16 protein-coding genes are annotated in these 17188 nt (G+C 57.8%); 9 read left to right on the top strand and 7 right to left on the bottom strand.

Translation table 11 applies throughout. The features are described 5' to 3' along the window. Positions 1-7: 7 nt before the first annotated feature. A complete protein-coding gene (gene nagA / locus ASF13_RS18740; protein ID WP_056239947.1) occupies positions 8-1156 on the bottom strand; it encodes an N-acetylglucosamine-6-phosphate deacetylase in 1149 nt (382 codons plus the stop codon). A 90-nt stretch (positions 1157-1246) separates the two neighbouring features. Then, entirely contained in the window at positions 1247-2047 is an 801-nt protein-coding gene (gene nagB, locus ASF13_RS18735; RefSeq protein WP_056239944.1) for a glucosamine-6-phosphate deaminase, read from the bottom strand. A gap of 336 nt (positions 2048-2383) precedes the next feature. Here nagB and nagE point away from each other — a divergent pair, with 336 nt between their 5' ends. From nagE to ASF13_RS24505, 4 genes are all read left to right on the top strand, one after another. Next, positions 2384-4336, top strand: a complete 1953-nt coding sequence (gene nagE, locus ASF13_RS18725; protein WP_056239939.1) for a PTS N-acetyl glucosamine transporter subunit IIABC — start codon at positions 2384-2386, stop codon at positions 4334-4336. A 246-nt stretch (positions 4337-4582) separates the two neighbouring features. Then, positions 4583-6250: a glutamine--tRNA ligase gene (gene glnS, locus ASF13_RS18720; RefSeq protein ID WP_056239936.1), complete on the top strand. Its 1668-nt coding sequence runs from the start codon at positions 4583-4585 to the stop codon at positions 6248-6250. 338 nt (positions 6251-6588) lie between these two features. Next, a complete protein-coding gene (gene mtr / locus ASF13_RS18715; protein ID WP_056239934.1) occupies positions 6589-7836 on the top strand; it encodes a tryptophan permease in 1248 nt (415 codons plus the stop codon). Between the two features lie 79 nt (positions 7837-7915). Then, positions 7916-8053: a hypothetical protein gene (locus ASF13_RS24505; RefSeq protein ID WP_156365621.1), complete on the top strand. Its 138-nt coding sequence runs from the start codon at positions 7916-7918 to the stop codon at positions 8051-8053. Between the two features lie 62 nt (positions 8054-8115). Here the strand turns inward: ASF13_RS24505 and fur are convergent, their stop codons facing one another. From fur to ybfF, 4 genes are all read right to left on the bottom strand, one after another. Beyond that, positions 8116-8559, bottom strand: coding sequence for a ferric iron uptake transcriptional regulator (fur, locus tag ASF13_RS18710; protein ID WP_056239931.1), 444 nt, complete (start codon positions 8557-8559; stop codon positions 8116-8118). A gap of 391 nt (positions 8560-8950) precedes the next feature. Further along, on the bottom strand, positions 8951-9481 hold the full coding sequence (fldA, locus tag ASF13_RS18705) for a flavodoxin FldA (protein WP_056239928.1): 531 nt from the start codon (positions 9479-9481) through the stop codon (positions 8951-8953). Between the two features lie 145 nt (positions 9482-9626). Next, the gene (gene ybfE, locus ASF13_RS18700; RefSeq protein ID WP_056239927.1) at positions 9627-9908 is read right to left on the bottom strand and encodes a LexA regulated protein; all 282 of its coding nucleotides are present in this window, start codon (positions 9906-9908) and stop codon (positions 9627-9629) included. Positions 9909-10058: 150 nt separating this feature from the next. Next, positions 10059-10823 carry an esterase gene (ybfF, locus tag ASF13_RS18695; protein ID WP_056239923.1) on the bottom strand — a complete coding sequence of 255 codons (765 nt, stop codon included), beginning with the start codon at positions 10821-10823 and terminating at the stop codon, positions 10059-10061. Between the two features lie 264 nt (positions 10824-11087). On the opposite strand from ybfF, the gene seqA reads away from it, so the two are divergent. Together seqA and pgm are read left to right on the top strand one after the other, a co-directional pair. Beyond that, complete coding sequence (seqA, locus tag ASF13_RS18690; RefSeq protein WP_056239919.1) at positions 11088-11636, top strand: replication initiation negative regulator SeqA; 549 nt, start codon at positions 11088-11090, stop codon at positions 11634-11636. A gap of 24 nt (positions 11637-11660) precedes the next feature. Further along, positions 11661-13301, top strand: a complete 1641-nt coding sequence (gene pgm, locus ASF13_RS18685) for a phosphoglucomutase (alpha-D-glucose-1,6-bisphosphate-dependent) (RefSeq protein WP_056239916.1) — start codon at positions 11661-11663, stop codon at positions 13299-13301. 55 nt (positions 13302-13356) lie between these two features. Here pgm and kdpE read toward each other — a convergent pair whose 3' ends face one another. Continuing rightward, positions 13357-14037, bottom strand: coding sequence for a two-component system response regulator KdpE (kdpE, locus tag ASF13_RS18680; protein ID WP_056239913.1), 681 nt, complete (start codon positions 14035-14037; stop codon positions 13357-13359). A 398-nt stretch (positions 14038-14435) separates the two neighbouring features. On the opposite strand from kdpE, the gene ASF13_RS18675 reads away from it, so the two are divergent. From ASF13_RS18675 to phrB, 3 genes are all read left to right on the top strand, one after another. Next, on the top strand, positions 14436-14642 hold the full coding sequence (locus ASF13_RS18675) for a YbfA family protein (RefSeq protein ID WP_056239910.1): 207 nt from the start codon (positions 14436-14438) through the stop codon (positions 14640-14642). Positions 14643-14785: 143 nt separating this feature from the next. Further along, positions 14786-15742, top strand: coding sequence for a 2-thiouracil desulfurase family protein (locus tag ASF13_RS18670; RefSeq protein WP_056239908.1), 957 nt, complete (start codon positions 14786-14788; stop codon positions 15740-15742). 14 nt (positions 15743-15756) lie between these two features. Then, a complete protein-coding gene (phrB, locus tag ASF13_RS18665) occupies positions 15757-17187 on the top strand; it encodes a deoxyribodipyrimidine photo-lyase (protein WP_056239904.1) in 1431 nt (476 codons plus the stop codon). Position 17188 lies beyond the last annotated feature (1 nt).

Below are 17188 nucleotides of genomic sequence, written 5' to 3'. Positions count from 1 at the left end.
TAACGCTCTACTCGCTATAGACCTCGTGACCATTCACGATGGTACGGGTGATTTTATAATCGCGGGTGAACACGGTCAGGTTGGCCACTTTTCCGGCCTCAATTGAACCCAACTGTGCATCCACCCCCATTGCCCGGGCCGGGTAGAGTGACGCCATACGCAGCGACTCATCCAGTGAGATGCCGACGTGTTCAACGCTGTTCGCCACGGCTTCAATCATAGTTAAGGCCGACCCGCTCAGCGTGCCATTTTCATCCACGCACAACCCGTCGCGATAGTATATTGTTTTACCGGCAAAAATGAACCGATCAATACAGGCACCCGCCGGCGCGGTGGCATCGGTCACCAGCACCAGCTTGTCGCCTTTGATGCGTTTGGCGTTGCGGATGTTGGCATAATTGACGTGCAGGCCGTCGGCAATAATGCCGCACCAGACATCAGGTGAGTCGAACAGCGCGCCGATCAGCCCCGGCTCCCGGCCGGTGGTGGCGGGCATGGCGTTATACAGATGGGTAGCAAAGCTCACCCCGGCGCGAATACCTTCTCGCGCCTCGTCACAGGTGGCGTGCGAGTGCCCGGCGGAGATTACGATGCCGGCGTCACGCAGGCGGCGGATCACTGCCGGTGCCACCTTCTCCGGTGCCAGGGTAATTTTGCTAATCACATCCGCGTTATCGCAGAGGAAATCCACCAGCTGCGGGGAGGGGGCGCGGATCAGCGCCGGATCGTGGGTGCCCTTTTTCAGCGGGTTTAACCACGGCCCCTCAAGATGCAGGCCCAGCGCCTGGCCGTGATTCTGCGCCAGATACGCCCGCATCACTTCAACGGCGCGGATCATCAGCTCATCGCTGCTGGTAATCAGGGTCGGCAGAAAGCTGGTGCAGCCGGATTTTTCATTGGCCCGCTGCATAATGTTCAGTGTTTCAACGCTGATAGCCGCCAGGTCATCATTAAACTGTACGCCACCGCAGCCGTTCAGCTGCAGATCGATGAAACCCGGCGCAATCAGCGCGCCGCCAACGTCACGGGTTTCGACTCCCTCGGGCAGGGCATCCACGGCGCAGACGCGTTCAATCAGGCCGTCAGCGATCACTACCGCGTGGTTGTCGAGAATTTCGTGGCCGGTATAAATGCGGCCGTGGGTTAAAGCGTACATGATGTTCTCCTGGCTTAGCATAATCGACTGCGCCGGGCCGGTAGTGGCCCGGCGCAGTCCGCGCTGTGAGCGGGCGTTACGCCCAGATTCTCACAGGTCGGTAATATTGGCCGCTTCCATTTCGCGGAAATATTTAACCGTTTTGACTTTTAATTCCATGGTGGCGGGTTCATCACACACCACCACGGCCTTAGGATGCAGCTGCAGGCAGCTGATGGTCCACATATGGTTGACGTTACCCTCAACGGCGGCCTGCAGCGCCTGCGCCTTCACATGGCCGGTCACCAGAATCATCACCTCTTCCGCATCCAGTAACGTACCGACGCCAACGGTCAGCGCATATTTCGGCACCTGCTCGACATCGCCGCCGAAGAAGCGTGAGTTGGCGATACGCGTATCCTGGGTCAGCGTTTTGATGCGCGTGCGTGAAGCCAGTGAAGAGGCCGGTTCGTTGAAGGCGATATGTCCGTCGTTGCCGACGCCGCCCATAAACAGGTTGATTTTACCGTAAGCGCGGATTTTCTCCTCATACTGGCGGCATTCTGCGTCAATATCCGCGGCATTGCCATTGAGGAGGTTGATGTTTTCAGTTGAAATATCAACATGATCGAAAAAGTTCCGGTACATAAAGCTGTGGTAGCTCTCCGGGTGTTCCTTTGGCAGGCCGACGTATTCGTCCATGTTGAAGGTTACCACATGTTTAAAACTAACCTGGCCCGCTTTGTGCATCTCAATCAGGTGCTTGTAGGCTTCCAGCGGAGTACCGCCGGTCGGCAGGCCCAGGACAAACGGGCGGTCGGCGGTCGGGTTGAAGGCGTTGATCCGGCTAACGATATGGCGCGCCGCCCACTTACCGGTCTGTGATGACGTTGCCAGGGGAATCAGTCTCATGAGGAACCTCGTAATAAGCGTAATTGAAAACAGGGTAAACGAAGCTTTGTCCAGCTTAGCCTAAGCCCGCGCTGCCTGGGAGGGCGGCCGGTAAAAGAGGCATTTTCACGTTTAGATTTTTTTAATCATAAAATAAGTTGGCTTCACTGACCAGATAAAAGCGCTGTTTATGATTATTTTTGGTGATTTTAGTCACAATATAGTGCATATAATTTGCGGAGCGAATTAATTTTTTTTTACACTTCGTCATACGGTGTTTGATGTCATAATGACGACGAATAGCCAATAAAAAACGGTACATCTGACGCCTGAACGGCTCATCAAGGGGGTAGCAGGGTGAATATTTTAGGGTTCTTTCAACGCTTAGGGCGCTCATTGCAGCTGCCAATAGCCGTACTGCCGGTCGCGGCGCTGATGCTGCGCTTCGGTCAGCCCGACTTGCTTAACATGGCGTTTATTGCCCAGGCGGGCGGGGCGATTTTTGATAACCTCGCGCTGATCTTCGCAATCGGGGTGGCGTCGACCTGGTCGAAAGACAACGCCGGTGCCGCGGCACTCGCCGGTGCGGTGGGCTACTTTATTCTGACCAAGGCGATGGTAACCATTAACCCGGCAATCAACATGGGCGTGCTGGCGGGGATCATCACCGGTCTGATCGCCGGTATGACCTACAACCGCTGGTCGGATATCAAGCTGCCTGACTTCCTGAGCTTCTTCGGCGGCAAGCGCTTTGTACCGATTGCCACCGGCTTCTTCTGTCTGGTGCTCTCTGCGGTGTTTGGTTACGTCTGGCCTCCGGTGCAGAACGCCATTCACGCCGGTGGTGAGTGGATTGTGGCGGAAGGCGCGCTGGGCGCCGGTATCTTCGGTTTCGTTAACCGTCTGCTGATCCCAACCGGCCTGCATCAGGTGCTGAACACCATTGCCTGGTTCCAGATCGGTGAGTTCACCAACGCCGCCGGCACCGTGTTCCACGGCGACATCAACCGCTTCTACGCCGGTGATGGCACGGCGGGGATGTTTATGGCGGGCTTCTTCCCGATCATGATGTTTGGTCTGCCGGGTGCGGCGCTGGCCATGTACCTGGCCGCGCCGAAAGCGCGCCGTCCGATGGTCGGCGGCATGCTGATCTCCGTGGCGGTGACCGCGTTCCTGACCGGTGTTACTGAACCGCTGGAATTCCTGTTTATGTTCCTGGCTCCGGTGCTCTATCTGATCCACGCGCTGTTAACCGGGATCAGCCTGTTTGTGGCGACGCTGCTGGGCGTGCATGCCGGCTTCTCTTTCTCCGCAGGCGCCATTGACTATGTGCTGATGTACAAACTGCCTGCGGCCAGCCACAACGTCTGGGTGCTGCTGGTGATGGGCGCGATCGCTTTTGTGGTTTACTTCGTGCTGTTCAGCGCGGTCATTCGCCTGTTTAACCTGAAAACGCCGGGCCGTGAAGATCAGACAGATACTGTCGCTCCTGAAGCCAACAGCAATACCGAAGAGGGGCTGGATCAGCTTTCCCGTCAGTACATTGTGGCGGTCGGCGGTTCCGATAACCTGAACGTGATTGATGCCTGTATTACCCGCCTGCGCCTGTCGGTGAAAGATTCAGCCCGCGTGGATGATGCGGCCTGTAAGCGTCTGGGCGCCTCAGGGATTGTGAAACTGAACAAACAGACCATTCAGGTGATCGTCGGCGCGAAAGCCGAATCGCTTGCCGAAGGGATGAAAAAACTGATCGCTAAGGGCCCGATCGCGGCGGCCAGCGCAGCGTCAGCGACAACAGCCCCTGTCGCCCCGGCGGCTCCGCTGCAGGCGGTGCCGAACCCGGCCAAAGGCGTTATCGCCACGCTGGTGGCCCCGGTCAGCGGTAGCGTGGTGGCTATCGAGCAGGTGCCGGACGAAGCCTTTGCCAGCAAAGCGGTGGGCGAAGGTCTGGCGATCAAACCGACCAGCAGCACCGTAGTCGCACCAGCTAACGGCACGCTGGTCAAAATCTTCAACACCAACCACGCTTTCTGCCTGGAAACCGAAAACGGAGCCGAAATCGTCGTGCACATGGGGCTGGATACCGTGGCGCTGGAAGGCAAAGGCTTCACCCGCCTGGCGGAAGAGGGCAGCGTGGTGACGGCCGGTCAGCCGGTACTGGAGATGGACCTGGCCTGGCTCGAGGCCAACGCCCGCTCGATGGTAAGCCCGGTGGTGGTCAGCAATAGTGAAGAGTACAGTGCGGTAACGCTGCTGGCCGGTGACAGCGTGGTGGCAGGCGAGACCCGCATCCTCGAGATCCGCGGCTAACCATAACGATTATCAGTGCGCAGGGCGGGAGCGATCCCGCCCTTTTTTATCTGCGTTTTTAGCCCGGCAATCCGCCCGTCTGCAGGCCTTTTCCACCGCTACGCCTCATTTTTACCCGCTTTACGCTGCTGCGCCCCTTTTTTATCCGTTTCCCGCAACTAACGGTTGTTTCAGCCGCTCGCTTTGTGGATCATACTCCGTTAATTCATAGTGGATTTATGCTAAGCATTAACTGAGGAAATTGAGATGAGTGAGGCTGAAGCCCGCCCAACTAACTTTATTCGTCAGATCATCGACGAAGATCTGGCGACCGGCAAGCACCACAGCGTGCAGACCCGCTTTCCGCCTGAGCCAAACGGCTACCTGCACATCGGTCACGCCAAGTCGATCTGCCTGAATTTTGGTATCGCGCAAGATTACCAGGGGCAGTGCAACCTGCGTTTCGACGATACCAACCCGGTGAAAGAAGATCTGGAGTTTGTTGAGTCGATCAAACGTGACGTGCAATGGCTGGGCTTTGCGTGGAGCGGTGAGGTGCGTTACTCATCTGACTATTTTGAACAGCTGCATAACTACGCCGTTGAACTGATCAATAAAGGCCTCGCCTACGTGGATGAGCTCACGCCTGAGCAGATCCGTGAATACCGTGGCAGCCTGACCGCACCGGGTAAAAACAGCCCGTACCGCGATCGCAGCGTGGAGGAGAACCTGGCGCTGTTTGCGAAGATGCGCAGCGGTGGTTTCGCCGAAGGGACCGCCTGCCTGCGAGCCAAAATCGATATGGCCTCCAGCTTTATCGTGCTGCGCGACCCGGTGCTGTACCGCATCAAGTTTGCCGAACATCACCAGACGGGCAACACCTGGTGCATCTACCCGATGTACGACTTCACCCACTGCATCTCCGATGCGCTGGAGGGCATTACCCACTCGCTCTGTACGCTGGAGTTCCAGGACAACCGCCGCCTGTATGACTGGGTGCTGGACAACATCACCATTCCGGTGCATCCGCGTCAGTACGAATTCTCACGCCTGAACCTCGAATACGCCATCATGTCCAAGCGCAAGCTGAGCCTGCTGGTGAGCGAGAAGGTGGTGGAAGGCTGGGATGACCCGCGTATGCTGACCGTTTCCGGCCTGCGCCGCCGCGGCTACAGCGCCGAGTCGATCCGCGAGTTCTGCCGCCGCATCGGCGTGACCAAACAGGACAATATCGTCGAGATGGCCGCGCTGGAGTCCTGCATCCGCGACGACCTGAACGAAAACGCTCCGCGCGCGATGGCGGTGCTGGATCCGGTTAAGGTGGTCATTGAGAACCTGCCTGCGCATCACGATGAAACTATCGTCATGCCAAACCATCCTAACAAGCCGGAGATGGGCACGCGTGACGTGCCGTTCAGCCGCGAGATCTGGATCGACCGTGCCGACTTCCGCGAAGAGGCGAATAAGCAGTACAAGCGTCTGGTGCTGGGGAAAGAGGTGCGTCTGCGCAACGCCTACGTGATCCGTGCGGAGCGCGTGGCGAAAGACGAAGACGGCAATATCACCTGCCTGTTCTGTACCTGTGATGTGGATACTCTGAGCAAAGATCCTGCCGATGGCCGTAAGGTTAAAGGCGTGATCCACTGGGTGTCTGCGGTGCATGCGCTGCCGGCAGAATTCCGTCTGTACGATCGCCTGTTCAGCGTGCCTAACCCGGCCGCCGCCGACGACTTCCTGACCACTATCAATCCGGACTCGCTGATTATCCGTAACGGCTTTGTCGAACCGGGGCTGCAGCAGGCAGAGGCATCCGCGCCATATCAGTTCGAGCGTGAAGGCTACTTCTGCGCCGACAGCGTTTACTCCAGCGCCAGCCAGCTGGTGTTTAACCGCACCGTTGGCCTGCGTGATACCTGGGCGAAAAGCGGCGAATAACGTCGCTTTTACGCGGTAATGATAAAAGGAGCGAGCAATCGCTCCTTTTTTTTGCTTAGCGATCGCAGCCGTCAGAATAGCCTGACTGTCTGACTGTCTGCCACCTGTCACCTGCCACCTCGATTTTCCACCTGCTCTCCGCCGCAGTGGTACGTCCGTCTGTCTCTTTACGTTTCTGTAAATAAGAGTTTCCGATCGGAAGCTCTGCCATTTGCAGCTTAGTGGGTTAGTGTACTAGTTCGTGAGTATTTAACTCTGTAGACTGTGCCGCTTTAGCGTCGTTGCGCCAGATGTTGTCAGGCCTTTCAACGGCGCGGATTGTTTATCAGGGAGTTATTATGGTTTCACCCGTTTCTGCCACGCCGCTGCCCGCCACGCTGTGGGGCACGCTGATCATTAGCGGCACCATTATCGGTGCCGGGATGTTCTCACTGCCGGTGGTGATGGCCGGTGCCTGGTTTAGCTGGTCGACCGCGCTGCTGCTGGTGAGCTGGCTGTGTATGCTGCTCTCCGGGCTGCTGTTTCTGGAGGCCAGCCAGCACTATCCGGCCGGGGCCAGCTTTGACACCATCACCCGCGATTTACTCGGCAGGGGCTGGAACCAGATTAACGGCCTGTCGGTGGCCTTCGTGCTGGGCATTCTTACCTACGCCTATATCTCTGCCAGCGGAGCGATTATCCAGCGTACGCTGGGGCTGCTGGATATCCCGCTCTCCGCGCGCAGCGCCGGGCTGCTGTTTACCCTGCTGGTGGCGCTGTTTATCTGGCTCGGCACCGGCGTGGTCAGCCGCATGACGCTGATTGTTCTCGGGGCTAAGCTTGTCACTTTCCTGACCATTTTTGGCGGCCTGCTGTGGCACGTACAGCCCGCCACGCTGCTGGACAGCGCGGCTGAAGGCGGCCACTATCTGCCTTACCTGTGGATGGTGGTGCCGTTTTGCCTCGCCTCGTTTGGCTATCATGGCAACATTGCCGGGCTGAACCGCTACTACGGCCACCATGCTCAGCGCGTCGGCCGCTGCCTGATTTACGGCACGCTGCTGGCGCTGGCGATCTACTTTATCTGGATCCTCGGCACCATGGGGAACATTCCCCGCCAGGATTTCCGTGCGATAGCCGCGCAGGGCGGCAATATTGATGTGCTGGTCGCGGCGCTGTCCGGCGTGCTGCACAGGCCTTACCTCAACCTGCTGCTGAATATCTTCTCCAACTTCGCGGTCGCCAGTTCGTTTCTCGGCGTCAGCCTCGGCTTTTTTGACTACCTGGCCGATCGGTTTAACATCGATGGCACGCACGGCGGGCGGCTGAAAACCGCACTGCTGACCTTCAGCCTGCCGCTGGCGGCGGCGATGCTGTGGCCGGACGGTTTCCTGGTGGCGATCGGCTACGCCGGTCTGGCCGCCACCATCTGGGCGGTCATCACTCCGGCCCTGCTGGCCTGGAAGGCGCGGCAGCGCTTTGCCCCGCCTGCCTGGCGGGTAAGGGGCGGAGCCATTCCGCTGGCGCTGGTGCTGGCTTTCGGCGCGCTTAACGTGGTGGTCTCGCTGCTCTCTTACGGCAACTGGCTGCCGGTGTGGAGCGGCTAACACCCCGTTCATCTGCGGGGATGATGCATCTGGCGGCATTGAGCAGCGCCAATCGGCGCTGCTCCACGGTACGTAACCGGTGGTGGTGTTTCATCAGGGTGTCGGCAACGGGAATAGCTGGCAGCTGTGGCAGCCGCAGCATCCGCCGGCGGTGAGCGGCAGCGTGCAGATCCGTAGCGTCAGCGGAAAGCGGTTCAGCCAGGTTGAGAGTCTGTAATCGGAGATGTGCAGTAGGGGAAGAGAACCGGTGGCAGGCCACCGGTTTTACAACAGGGGGGATTACTTGTCGTGCAGAGTTTCGTCTTCGCGGCAGTCGCCGAGAGCGCAATGGCCGTACAGGTACAGGCTATGGTTGCTCAGTTTGATACCGTGACGCGTGGCGATATCACGCTGACGGGTTTCAATCGATTCATCACTAAACTCAATCACTTTGCCGCAGTCCAGGCAGATCAGGTGGTCATGATGCTGCTGCTGGGTCAGTTCGAAGACAGATTTACCGCCCTCGAAATTATGACGGGTCACGATGCCCGCATCGTCGAACTGGTTAAGTACGCGATATACGGTCGCCAGACCAATCTCTTCGCCCATATCAATCAGGCGCTTATACAAGTCTTCCGCACTGACGTGATGGCCCTCAGGTTCCTGAAGCACTTCCAGAATTTTCAGTCGTGGAAGCGTGACTTTCAGGCCGGCCTTCTTTAATGCGGTGTTGTTGTCAGTCATGCGGATATTGTCCTGTTACTTAGCTGGTCACTTAGAGGCTGAAAGCCCTGAACATCGGTTGACGCTAAAGTTAGATGCGTCCCAGTATAGAACTGATACTTTAAAATGAAAACCGTCAGGGGGAAGTAAGCCACTACCGGATGTAAGGGATTGTACCATGACATCCGGTGTAGCCCGAACCCAAAATTAATTCGTTAACATTTCGGCCTTCCTCTGCCTGAGGCGCTGATTGCGACAATCGTCACAGCAAGGCGGCAGGGGGAGGAGAAAGCAGGTAACCGATGGGGTTATTGTACAGTTTTGGTGGTTAAAATTTCAAATATCTATCGATTACTTCTATAGGAAAAACCACTGGCCGGGTGTGAGGCAGCCCTCACTCCGGCCGACTGGCTTAAGCTTCGATGATCTCTTTTAACTGAAGTTCATCAAAAATTTGTTTTACCCACTTCTCAACGCGATCGTTGGTCAGCTCAGGCTGGCGATCTTCATCAATGGCGAGGCCGAGGAAGTGGTTATCATCGGCGAGACCTTTAGAGGCTTCAAAATGGTAGCCTTCGGTTGGCCAGAAGCCAACCAGCACCGCGCCGTTTGGCTCGATAATGTCGCGCAGGGTACCCATCGCGTCGCAGAAGTACTCTGAGTAGTCTTCCTGATCGCCACAGCCAAACAGGGCAACAAGTTTACCATTGAAATCAACCTCTTCCAGCGTCGGGAAGAAGTCGTCCCAGTCACACTGGGCTTCACCATAATACCAGGTTGGAATGCCCAGCAGCAGAATATCGAAGGCTTCCAGGTCTTCTTTGCTGCTTTTGGCAATATCACGAACCTCTGCAACGTCTTTACCCAGTTGCTTCTGGATCATCTTTGCAATGTTTTCCGTATTGCCCGTATCGCTGCCAAAGAAAATGCCTACGATTGCCATGAGTTTGATAACCTCTTGAATCTTAATGGTATGGTGACTGCAAAATGGTTTGCATATAGCGCTAATAATAGCAGACTGCACTCAACGGATAAATGCGAAATGCCGCTGGTTTTGTCGCTTTGTGCGTAGCACTGCGGCCAGCGGCTCAGGATGGCAGGTGCTGTAACTGAGCCAGCAGCATCTCTTCAATCAGCTCGCTGCGGCTCATATTGCGCGCTTCCGCCAGCTGATTCAGCGCGTCAACCGCCTCGCTGTTCATTTTCAACTCAACGCGCTTAAGTCCGCGAACCTTGTCGCGCTTGAGCTGGTTGCGTTTGTTGATCCGCAGTTGCTCATCACGCGTAAGCGGATTGGTTTTCGGTCGTCCCGGGCGACGTTCGTCTGCAAACAGATCGATCGTGGTGCGGTCCGTGTTTTCTTTTGCCATAGGTCGGTGATTACTGAAAAGGCTGGGTTCTGATGAATTGGGCCGTCATGCCGCCTGAAAAACCATCAGCGGCAAAATTTTTGCGCGCCATCATACCCCACGCAAACTCATGACGACAATGATTTAACAACCCGGCTGAAGCATTTGTTTTTACAGCGCAAAAAAACGACGAATTGTGCGTAAAACCGCATCAGGCTTCTCGGCATGCACCCAGTGACCGGCCCCGGCCACCACGTGTGCCCGCGCCTGCGGGAACTGCGCCAGGATGGCTCCCCGGTAGTCATCACGGATATACGGCGACAGCTCACCGCGAATAAACAGTGCCGGATGGGGCCACGCTGGCTGCGGCTGCCAGCCGATAATTTGCCCGTAGCAGGCTTCGATCGCCGGCACGTTAAAACGCCACTCACCGTTGTGAAACGATTTTAGCAGGAACTGAATCACGCCCTCTTCCGCCAGCCGTTCCCGCATCAGGGTAGCCGCTTCCATGCGCGAGGTGATGCCAGCGGCAGTCACCGCCTTTAGCGCGGCAATGATCTCGTCGTGGTGGCGGGTCGGGTAAGCCACCGGCGCGATATCGATCACCACAATTTCTGCGACCCGCTCAGGTGCCAGTGCGGTCAGCGCCATGGTGATTTTTCCGCCCATCGAGTGGCCAATGGCGCTGAAACGGTCGATGCCCAGATCGTCCAGTGAATCGAGAACATCCTGCGCCATCTGCCGATAGTCCATCTCGCTGGCGCGCGGCGACAGGCCGTGGTTGCGTACGTCAAACTGAACGATCTGGCGGTGGCTCTTCAGCTCACGTGCCAGGATCCCGAGATTATCCAGACTGCCAAACAGGCCGTGGATCAGCACCAGCGGGCAGTCACCGCTGGCGGATTGTTCAGATTGCAGGCGGACATTCAAATTCATGGCAAAGTTCTTACAGGTGGACGGAAGGCTTAGGGTATCATGGATCCCACAATTTCTGTCGCGTGCGGCACAGACTGCAAAGAGCATTTTTTGCGGTAAAGTCTGAGTTTTACCGCGAAGTGGCGTTGTGGCTACACCCTGGCAGAATTTAACTTTATAATCCTGATGTTAGAACGGCAAAAAATGGGCATTCCCGCCACCGCGCTGGCAATAGCCGCTACATTGATTGTGTTCTGATACAAGCCATTACCGTACTGGATAAAGATGAAAACGATCGAAGTCGACGAAGAGCTGTACCGCTATATCGCCAGCCACACTCAGCATATTGGTGAAAGCGCATCGGACATTTTACGCCGCATGCTGAAGTTTACCGCCGGTCAGAGCGCCCCTGCGGCGGCTGCCCCGGCACAGATTTCAGCCGTCGCTACTCAGCCTGCTATCGCTGTCGCTGAGGCACGGCCACAGGATCGCGTGCGCGCGGTGCGTGAACTGCTGCTGTCCGATGAGTACGCCGAGCAGAAGAAAGCGGTAAACCGTTTTATGCTGATTCTGTCGACGTTATACGGTCTGGATGCTCAGGCATTCGGCGCAGCAACGGAGTCGCTGCACGGCCGCACGCGCGTCTATTTCGCCGGCAATCAGCAAACCCTGGTTCAGAACGGCACCCATACCAAGCCGCAGCACATTCCCGGCACGCCGTACTGGGTGATCACCAATACCAATACCGAGCGCAAACGCAGCATGGTGGAACACATCATGCAGTCCATGCAGTTCCCTGCGGAACTGACCGACAAAGTTTGCGGAACCCTCTAACTGAAGCGTCAGGGAGAAGCGCCAATGGCCAGACACCCCCGTGCCGGACAACCCGCCCGGCAGAGCGATTTGATAAACGTTGCACAATTAACCTCACAGTATTATGTGCTGCAGCCTGAAGTGGGCAACGCAGAGCACGCGGTGAAGTTTGGTACTTCCGGCCACCGCGGCAGCGCGGGGCGTCACAGCTTTAACGAGACTCATATCCTGGCGATTGCCCAGGCGATTGCCGAAGAGCGTAAGAAAAATGGCATCACGGGTCCGTGCTACGTGGGGAAAGATACCCATGCGCTGTCTGAACCGGCGCTGATCTCGGTACTGGAAGTGCTGACGGCCAACGGCGTGGATGTAATAGTGCAGCTGGATAACGGCTATACGCCTACGCCCGCCATCTCCAACGCGATTCTCGAACACAATAAAACGGCGACCGCGCAGGCCGACGGCATTGTAATTACCCCGTCGCACAACCCACCGGAAGATGGCGGCATCAAGTACAACCCGCCAAACGGCGGTCCGGCCGATACCAACGTCACCAAAGTGGTTGAAGACAGGGCTAACGCGCTGATCAAAGCCGGACTGAAAGAGGTGCGCCGCATCAGCCTCGATCAGGCGTGGGCCAGCGGCCATCTGCAGGAGAAAGACCTGATCCAACCGTACGTTGAAGGTCTGGCACAGATCGTCGATATTGCGGCGATTCAGAAGGCCGGCCTGAAGATCGGCGTCGACCCGCTTGGCGGTTCCGGTATCGCTTACTGGCAGCGCATTGCGGAGCATTACAATCTGGATCTGACCATCGTTAACGATGCCGTCGACCAGACTTTCCGCTTTATGCACCTCGATCATGACGGCATTATCCGCATGGACTGCTCGTCCGAGTCGGCGATGGCCGGCCTGCTGGCGCTGCGTGATAAGTTCGATCTGGCCTTCGCCAACGATCCGGATTACGACCGTCACGGCATTGTGACCCCGGCCGGCCTGATGAACCCGAACCACTACCTGGCGGTAGCGATTCAGTACCTGTTCCAGCATCGCCCGCAGTGGGGCAAAGAGGTAGCGATTGGCAAAACGCTGGTCTCCAGCGCGATGATTGATCGGGTGGTGGCGGACATTGGCCGCAGGCTGGTGGAAGTGCCGGTCGGCTTTAAATGGTTTGTTGATGGCCTGTTCGACGGCAGCTTCGGTTTCGGCGGTGAAGAGAGCGCGGGGGCTTCATTCCTGCGCTTCGACGGCACACCGTGGTCCACCGATAAAGACGGCATCATCATGTGCCTGCTGGCTGCAGAGATCACTGCGGTAACCGGTAAGAATCCACAGCAGCACTACGATGAGCTGGCGGCCCGCTTCGGCGCGCCAAGCTATAACCGTATCCAGGCACCGGCAACGTCAGCACAGAAAGCCGCGCTGTCTAAGCTCTCGCCGGAAATGGTCAGCGCCTCGACGCTGGCCGGTGATCCGATCACCGCCCGCCTGACCGCCGCGCCGGGCAACGGTGCCTCGATCGGTGGTCTGAAGGTGATGACGGAAAACGGCTGGTTTGCCGCGCGTCCGTCCGGTACCGAAGACGCCTATAAGATCTACTGCGAAAGTTTCCTCGGCGCTGAGCATCGTGAGCAGATCGAGAAAGAAGCGGTTGAGATCGTCAGTGCGGTGCTGAAAAACGCCTGATCGTCGGCACTCTGAAAAGGCAGCTCAGCGATGAGCTGCCTTTTTTTTGCCAGAATCAGGGCAGGAACCGGTAGCCAACGCCGGTTTCGGTCAGCAGATGCGCGGGGCGCGCCGGATCCTGCTCCAGCTTTTGCCGCAGGTGGCCCATATAGATGCGCAGGTAGTGGCTGTGCTCAACGGCGTTTGGCCCCCAGACCTGCACCAGCAGCTGGCGCTGGGTCATCACCTTGCCGGGATGGTTCAGCAGGCTGACCAGCAGACGAAACTCAATCGGGGTCAGGTGCAGTTCGCTGCCGGCGCGGGTGACGCGGCGGGCGGCAATATCCACCGCGATATCGGCGAAGGTCACCACCGGCGTTACGCTGTTTTCTCCGGCCGGACGATGGCGTAGCGCCACCCGCACCCGGGCCAGAAGCTCACCGACGCTGAAGGGCTTGGTCAGGAAATCATCGGCACCGGCATCCAGCGCGGCGATCTTATCCTGCTCGTCGCTGCGGGCGGAGAGCACGATTACCGGCAGGCTGCTCCACTGGCGGACCTCACGAATAAATTCCCCGCCGTCGCCGTCCGGCAGCCCCAGGTCGAGGATCGCCAGCGCCGGTTTACGGGTGGCGGCCTCAATCAGCCCGCGGCTCAGCGTGTCGGCATCCACCACGTGGAAGCCTTCTCCCTCCAGCGCTTTGCGTAAAAAGCGGCGGATCTCTTTTTCATCTTCGACGATCAGGATAGTGGTCACAGCACCTCACGACAGGCTGAAAGGCGGTATATACCGCCCGTATTGCGCTTAATCTAGCAAAAAGAGCGGATGGCGTCTGTGTTGCCAGGCAGTAGTCGCCAGCAGATGAGGTCTGCACGCCTGAAAATCCATCGGCGCGATCTAACGCCCGCTTTCACCAAAAGGCACCGCGGCACAGCTGCGTCACCACTGAACCTGACCGTTGGTGCAGCGGGGGGCAGTCTTGAGTCGAAAATGCGAAACTTAAATTTAACCTTCGTGTAACAAAATTACAGCCACAACGGTTAAATTCCGTTCTTTACACGTTAAAGTGGTCGGATCAGTAGTAAAATTACATCAGACGCGATACACTTTTGCTCAGATAACCATCAATCTTAAATTCCCTTAACGGAGGACGTATGAGTCACTATCATCACTATTCATCAACGCGGGTCTGTGTACGTCGCTGCGCCGCACTGCTTATTGGCGTGCTGGCGCTGCCGGTGATGCTGTTCCGCTCCGACCGCGCGCGTTTCTACAGCTACCTGCACCGTTTCTGGCTGAAGACCAGCGATCAGCCGGTCTGGCTGAGCCAGGCAGAAGCGGCAGGCATCGATTTCTATTAAGCCTGCCGTTTCCTGTCATACCGATCCCGCCGCCGGCGGGATTTTTTTTGCCCGTAGTCCGGTGAGGCGGTAAGAAACAGGTGAGCGCACGACAATTCTGCGCTACACTTAAATCTGTACAAGAATTTTGAGGTTGTATAACTATGAGCGAAAAAATTCCTGTTGGCATCAGCGCCTGCCTGCTGGGTGAAAAAGTCCGCTTTGATGGCGGCCACAAGCGCAACGAATTTGCCACCGAGCAGCTGGCACCCTTTCTGCGCTTTGAACCAGTGTGCCCGGAGATGGCTATCGGCCTGCCCACCCCTCGCCCGGCGTTGCGCCTGACCGGGGAGCCGGGCGGCGAAACGGCGCTAAGCTTCAGCAACGGCCAGGCCGCGCCGGTAACACAACAGATGCAGCATTTTTCAGCTGAGAAAGTCAGCCAGCTGCAGCACCTCTGCGGCTATATCGTCTGCGCAAAATCCCCCAGCTGCGGCATGGAGCGGGTGCGCGTCTATCAGCCTGATAACAACAACAACCGTAAAGCCGGTACCGGCATCTTCACCCGCGAACTGATGGCGCAGATGCCGTGGCTGCCGGTGGAGGAGGACGGCCGCCTGCACGATCCGTTGCTGCGCGAGAATTTCGTGACGCGCGTCTATGCGTTACATGAATTTAATCAGCTGTGGCAGAGCGGTCTGACCCGCGCCGGGCTGATGGCGTTCCATACCCGCTACAAACTGCTGTTGCTGGCGCATTCGCAGCCGCTGTACCGGGAAATTGGGCCGTTTGTGGCGGCGATGGGCCAGTGGGACTCGCTGGACGCCTTTGCCGTGGCCTATCGTCAGCGGCTGATGGATCTGCTGAAAACCGAAGCCACGCGCAGCAACCATACCAACGTGCTGATGCACGTTCAGGGCTACTTCCGCCGCCAGCTGAAGTCATCCCAGCGTCAGGAGCTGGCCGGGCTGATCGACTGTTACCGCCGCGGGGTGCAGCCGCTGCTGGCGCCGATTACCCTGCTTAAACACTACATGAATGAGTATCCGCACCCGTGGCTGACCGAACAGCGCTACTTCGCGCCTTACCCTGACCAGCTGTGCCTGCGCTACGGACACTAAATTAAGGATGTTTTATGCTGACCCATCTGGTCTGGCTGCGTAACGACCTGCGCATTCACGACAACTCTGCCCTTTATGCTGCCTGCCGCTCAGAGGGCGCGCGGGTGCTGGCGCTGTTTATCGCCACGCCTGGCCAGTGGCAGTCCCATGATATGGCCCCGAAACAGGCGGAATACATCTGGCAGAACCTGCAGTCCTTGCAGCAATCGCTGGCGGAGAAGGGCATCCCGCTGTTTCTGCAGCAGTGCGACGATTTCGACGCTTCCGTGACGCTACTGCAGGATTTCTGCCGCGAACACCGTGTGGACCGCCTGTTCTATAACTATCAGTACGAGGTAAATGAGCGTCAGCGCGATGCCGCCGTCGAACGCACGCTGTTTGACGACGAAGTGATGGTGCAGGGCTTTGACGACAGCCTGCTGCTGCCGCCGGGCAGCGTGCTGACCGGCAGCCGCGAGATGTATAAGGTGTTTACCCCGTTCAGCAAAGCCTTCGTTAAACGCCTGAAAGAGGGCCTGCCGGAGTGCGTGCCCGCGCCCGCCGTGCGCCCGGATGGACCGCTGTCCACGCCTGATGCGCTGCAGCCGTTTGATTACCCGCGTGAGGCGTTCGACGATCGATTGTTCCCGGTGGGGGAGAAAGCGGCGATTGCCCGGCTGCGGGAGTTCTGCCAGCAGCCGGTCACCGAGTACCCGGATAAACGCGATCTGCCGGCGCTGGACGGCACCAGCCGCCTGTCCGCGTGCCTGGCGACGGGGGTGCTGTCGCCGCGTCAGTGTCTGCATCGTCTGCTGAAGCAGCATCCGCACGGGCTGGACGATACCCGGGTGTTTGTCTGGCTGAATGAGCTGATCTGGCGCGAGTTTTACCGCCACCTGATGGTGGCCTTCCCGGCGCTATGCCGTCATCAGCCGTTCATTAAATGGACGCGCAACGTGCGCTGGCGCGAGGATGCCGCACTGCTGCAGGCCTGGCAGCAGGGAAAAACAGGCTACCCGATCGTTGACGCCGCCATGCGTCAGCTTAATGCGCTGGGCTGGATGCACAACCGGCTGCGGATGATCACCGCCAGTTTCCTGGTCAAAGACCTGCTGATCGACTGGCGCCAGGGCGAGCGCTACTTTATCTCGCAGCTGATCGACGGCGACCTCGCGGCCAACAACGGCGGCTGGCAGTGGGCGGCGTCCACCGGGACCGACTCGGCCCCCTATTTCCGCATCTTTAACCCGACCACCCAGGGCGAACGCTTTGACCTGAACGGTGAGTTTATCCGCCGCTGGGTGCCGGAGCTGAGCCGGGTGCCGGAAAAATATATCCATCAGCCTCACGAGTGGGCAAAGAAAAATCAGCAAAAACTCGATTATCCTGCGCCGATCGTGGAACATAAACAGGCACGCCAGCAGACGCTGGACGCCTTTGAGGCCGCACGCAAACAGATGGATTGAT

The sequence above is a fragment of the Erwinia sp. Leaf53 genome (genome assembly GCF_001422605.1).
Classification (GTDB): domain Bacteria; phylum Pseudomonadota; class Gammaproteobacteria; order Enterobacterales; family Enterobacteriaceae; genus Erwinia.
Note: the sequence above shows the minus strand (reverse complement) of the source record. Positions and strands in the feature narration are given on the sequence as shown.

Bases quoted from the DNA above. Each gene is read 5' to 3' on its own strand.
- nagA (WP_056239947.1), bottom strand. From the start codon at position 1,156: ATGTACGCTTTAACCCACGGCCGCATTTATACCGGCCACGAAATTCTC.
- nagB (WP_056239944.1), bottom strand. From the start codon at position 2,047: ATGAGACTGATTCCCCTGGCAACGTCATCACAGACCGGTAAGTGGGCG.
- glnS (WP_056239936.1), top strand. From the start codon at position 4,583: ATGAGTGAGGCTGAAGCCCGCCCAACTAACTTTATTCGTCAGATCATC.
- mtr (WP_056239934.1), top strand. From the start codon at position 6,589: ATGGTTTCACCCGTTTCTGCCACGCCGCTGCCCGCCACGCTGTGGGGC.
- fur (WP_056239931.1), bottom strand. From the start codon at position 8,559: ATGACTGACAACAACACCGCATTAAAGAAGGCCGGCCTGAAAGTCACG.
- fldA (WP_056239928.1), bottom strand. From the start codon at position 9,481: ATGGCAATCGTAGGCATTTTCTTTGGCAGCGATACGGGCAATACGGAA.
- ybfE (WP_056239927.1), bottom strand. From the start codon at position 9,908: ATGGCAAAAGAAAACACGGACCGCACCACGATCGATCTGTTTGCAGAC.
- ybfF (WP_056239923.1), bottom strand. From the start codon at position 10,823: ATGAATTTGAATGTCCGCCTGCAATCTGAACAATCCGCCAGCGGTGAC.
- seqA (WP_056239919.1), top strand. From the start codon at position 11,088: ATGAAAACGATCGAAGTCGACGAAGAGCTGTACCGCTATATCGCCAGC.
- pgm (WP_056239916.1), top strand. From the start codon at position 11,661: ATGGCCAGACACCCCCGTGCCGGACAACCCGCCCGGCAGAGCGATTTG.
- ASF13_RS18675 (WP_056239910.1), top strand. From the start codon at position 14,436: ATGAGTCACTATCATCACTATTCATCAACGCGGGTCTGTGTACGTCGC.
- ASF13_RS18670 (WP_056239908.1), top strand. From the start codon at position 14,786: ATGAGCGAAAAAATTCCTGTTGGCATCAGCGCCTGCCTGCTGGGTGAA.
- phrB (WP_056239904.1), top strand. From the start codon at position 15,757: ATGCTGACCCATCTGGTCTGGCTGCGTAACGACCTGCGCATTCACGAC.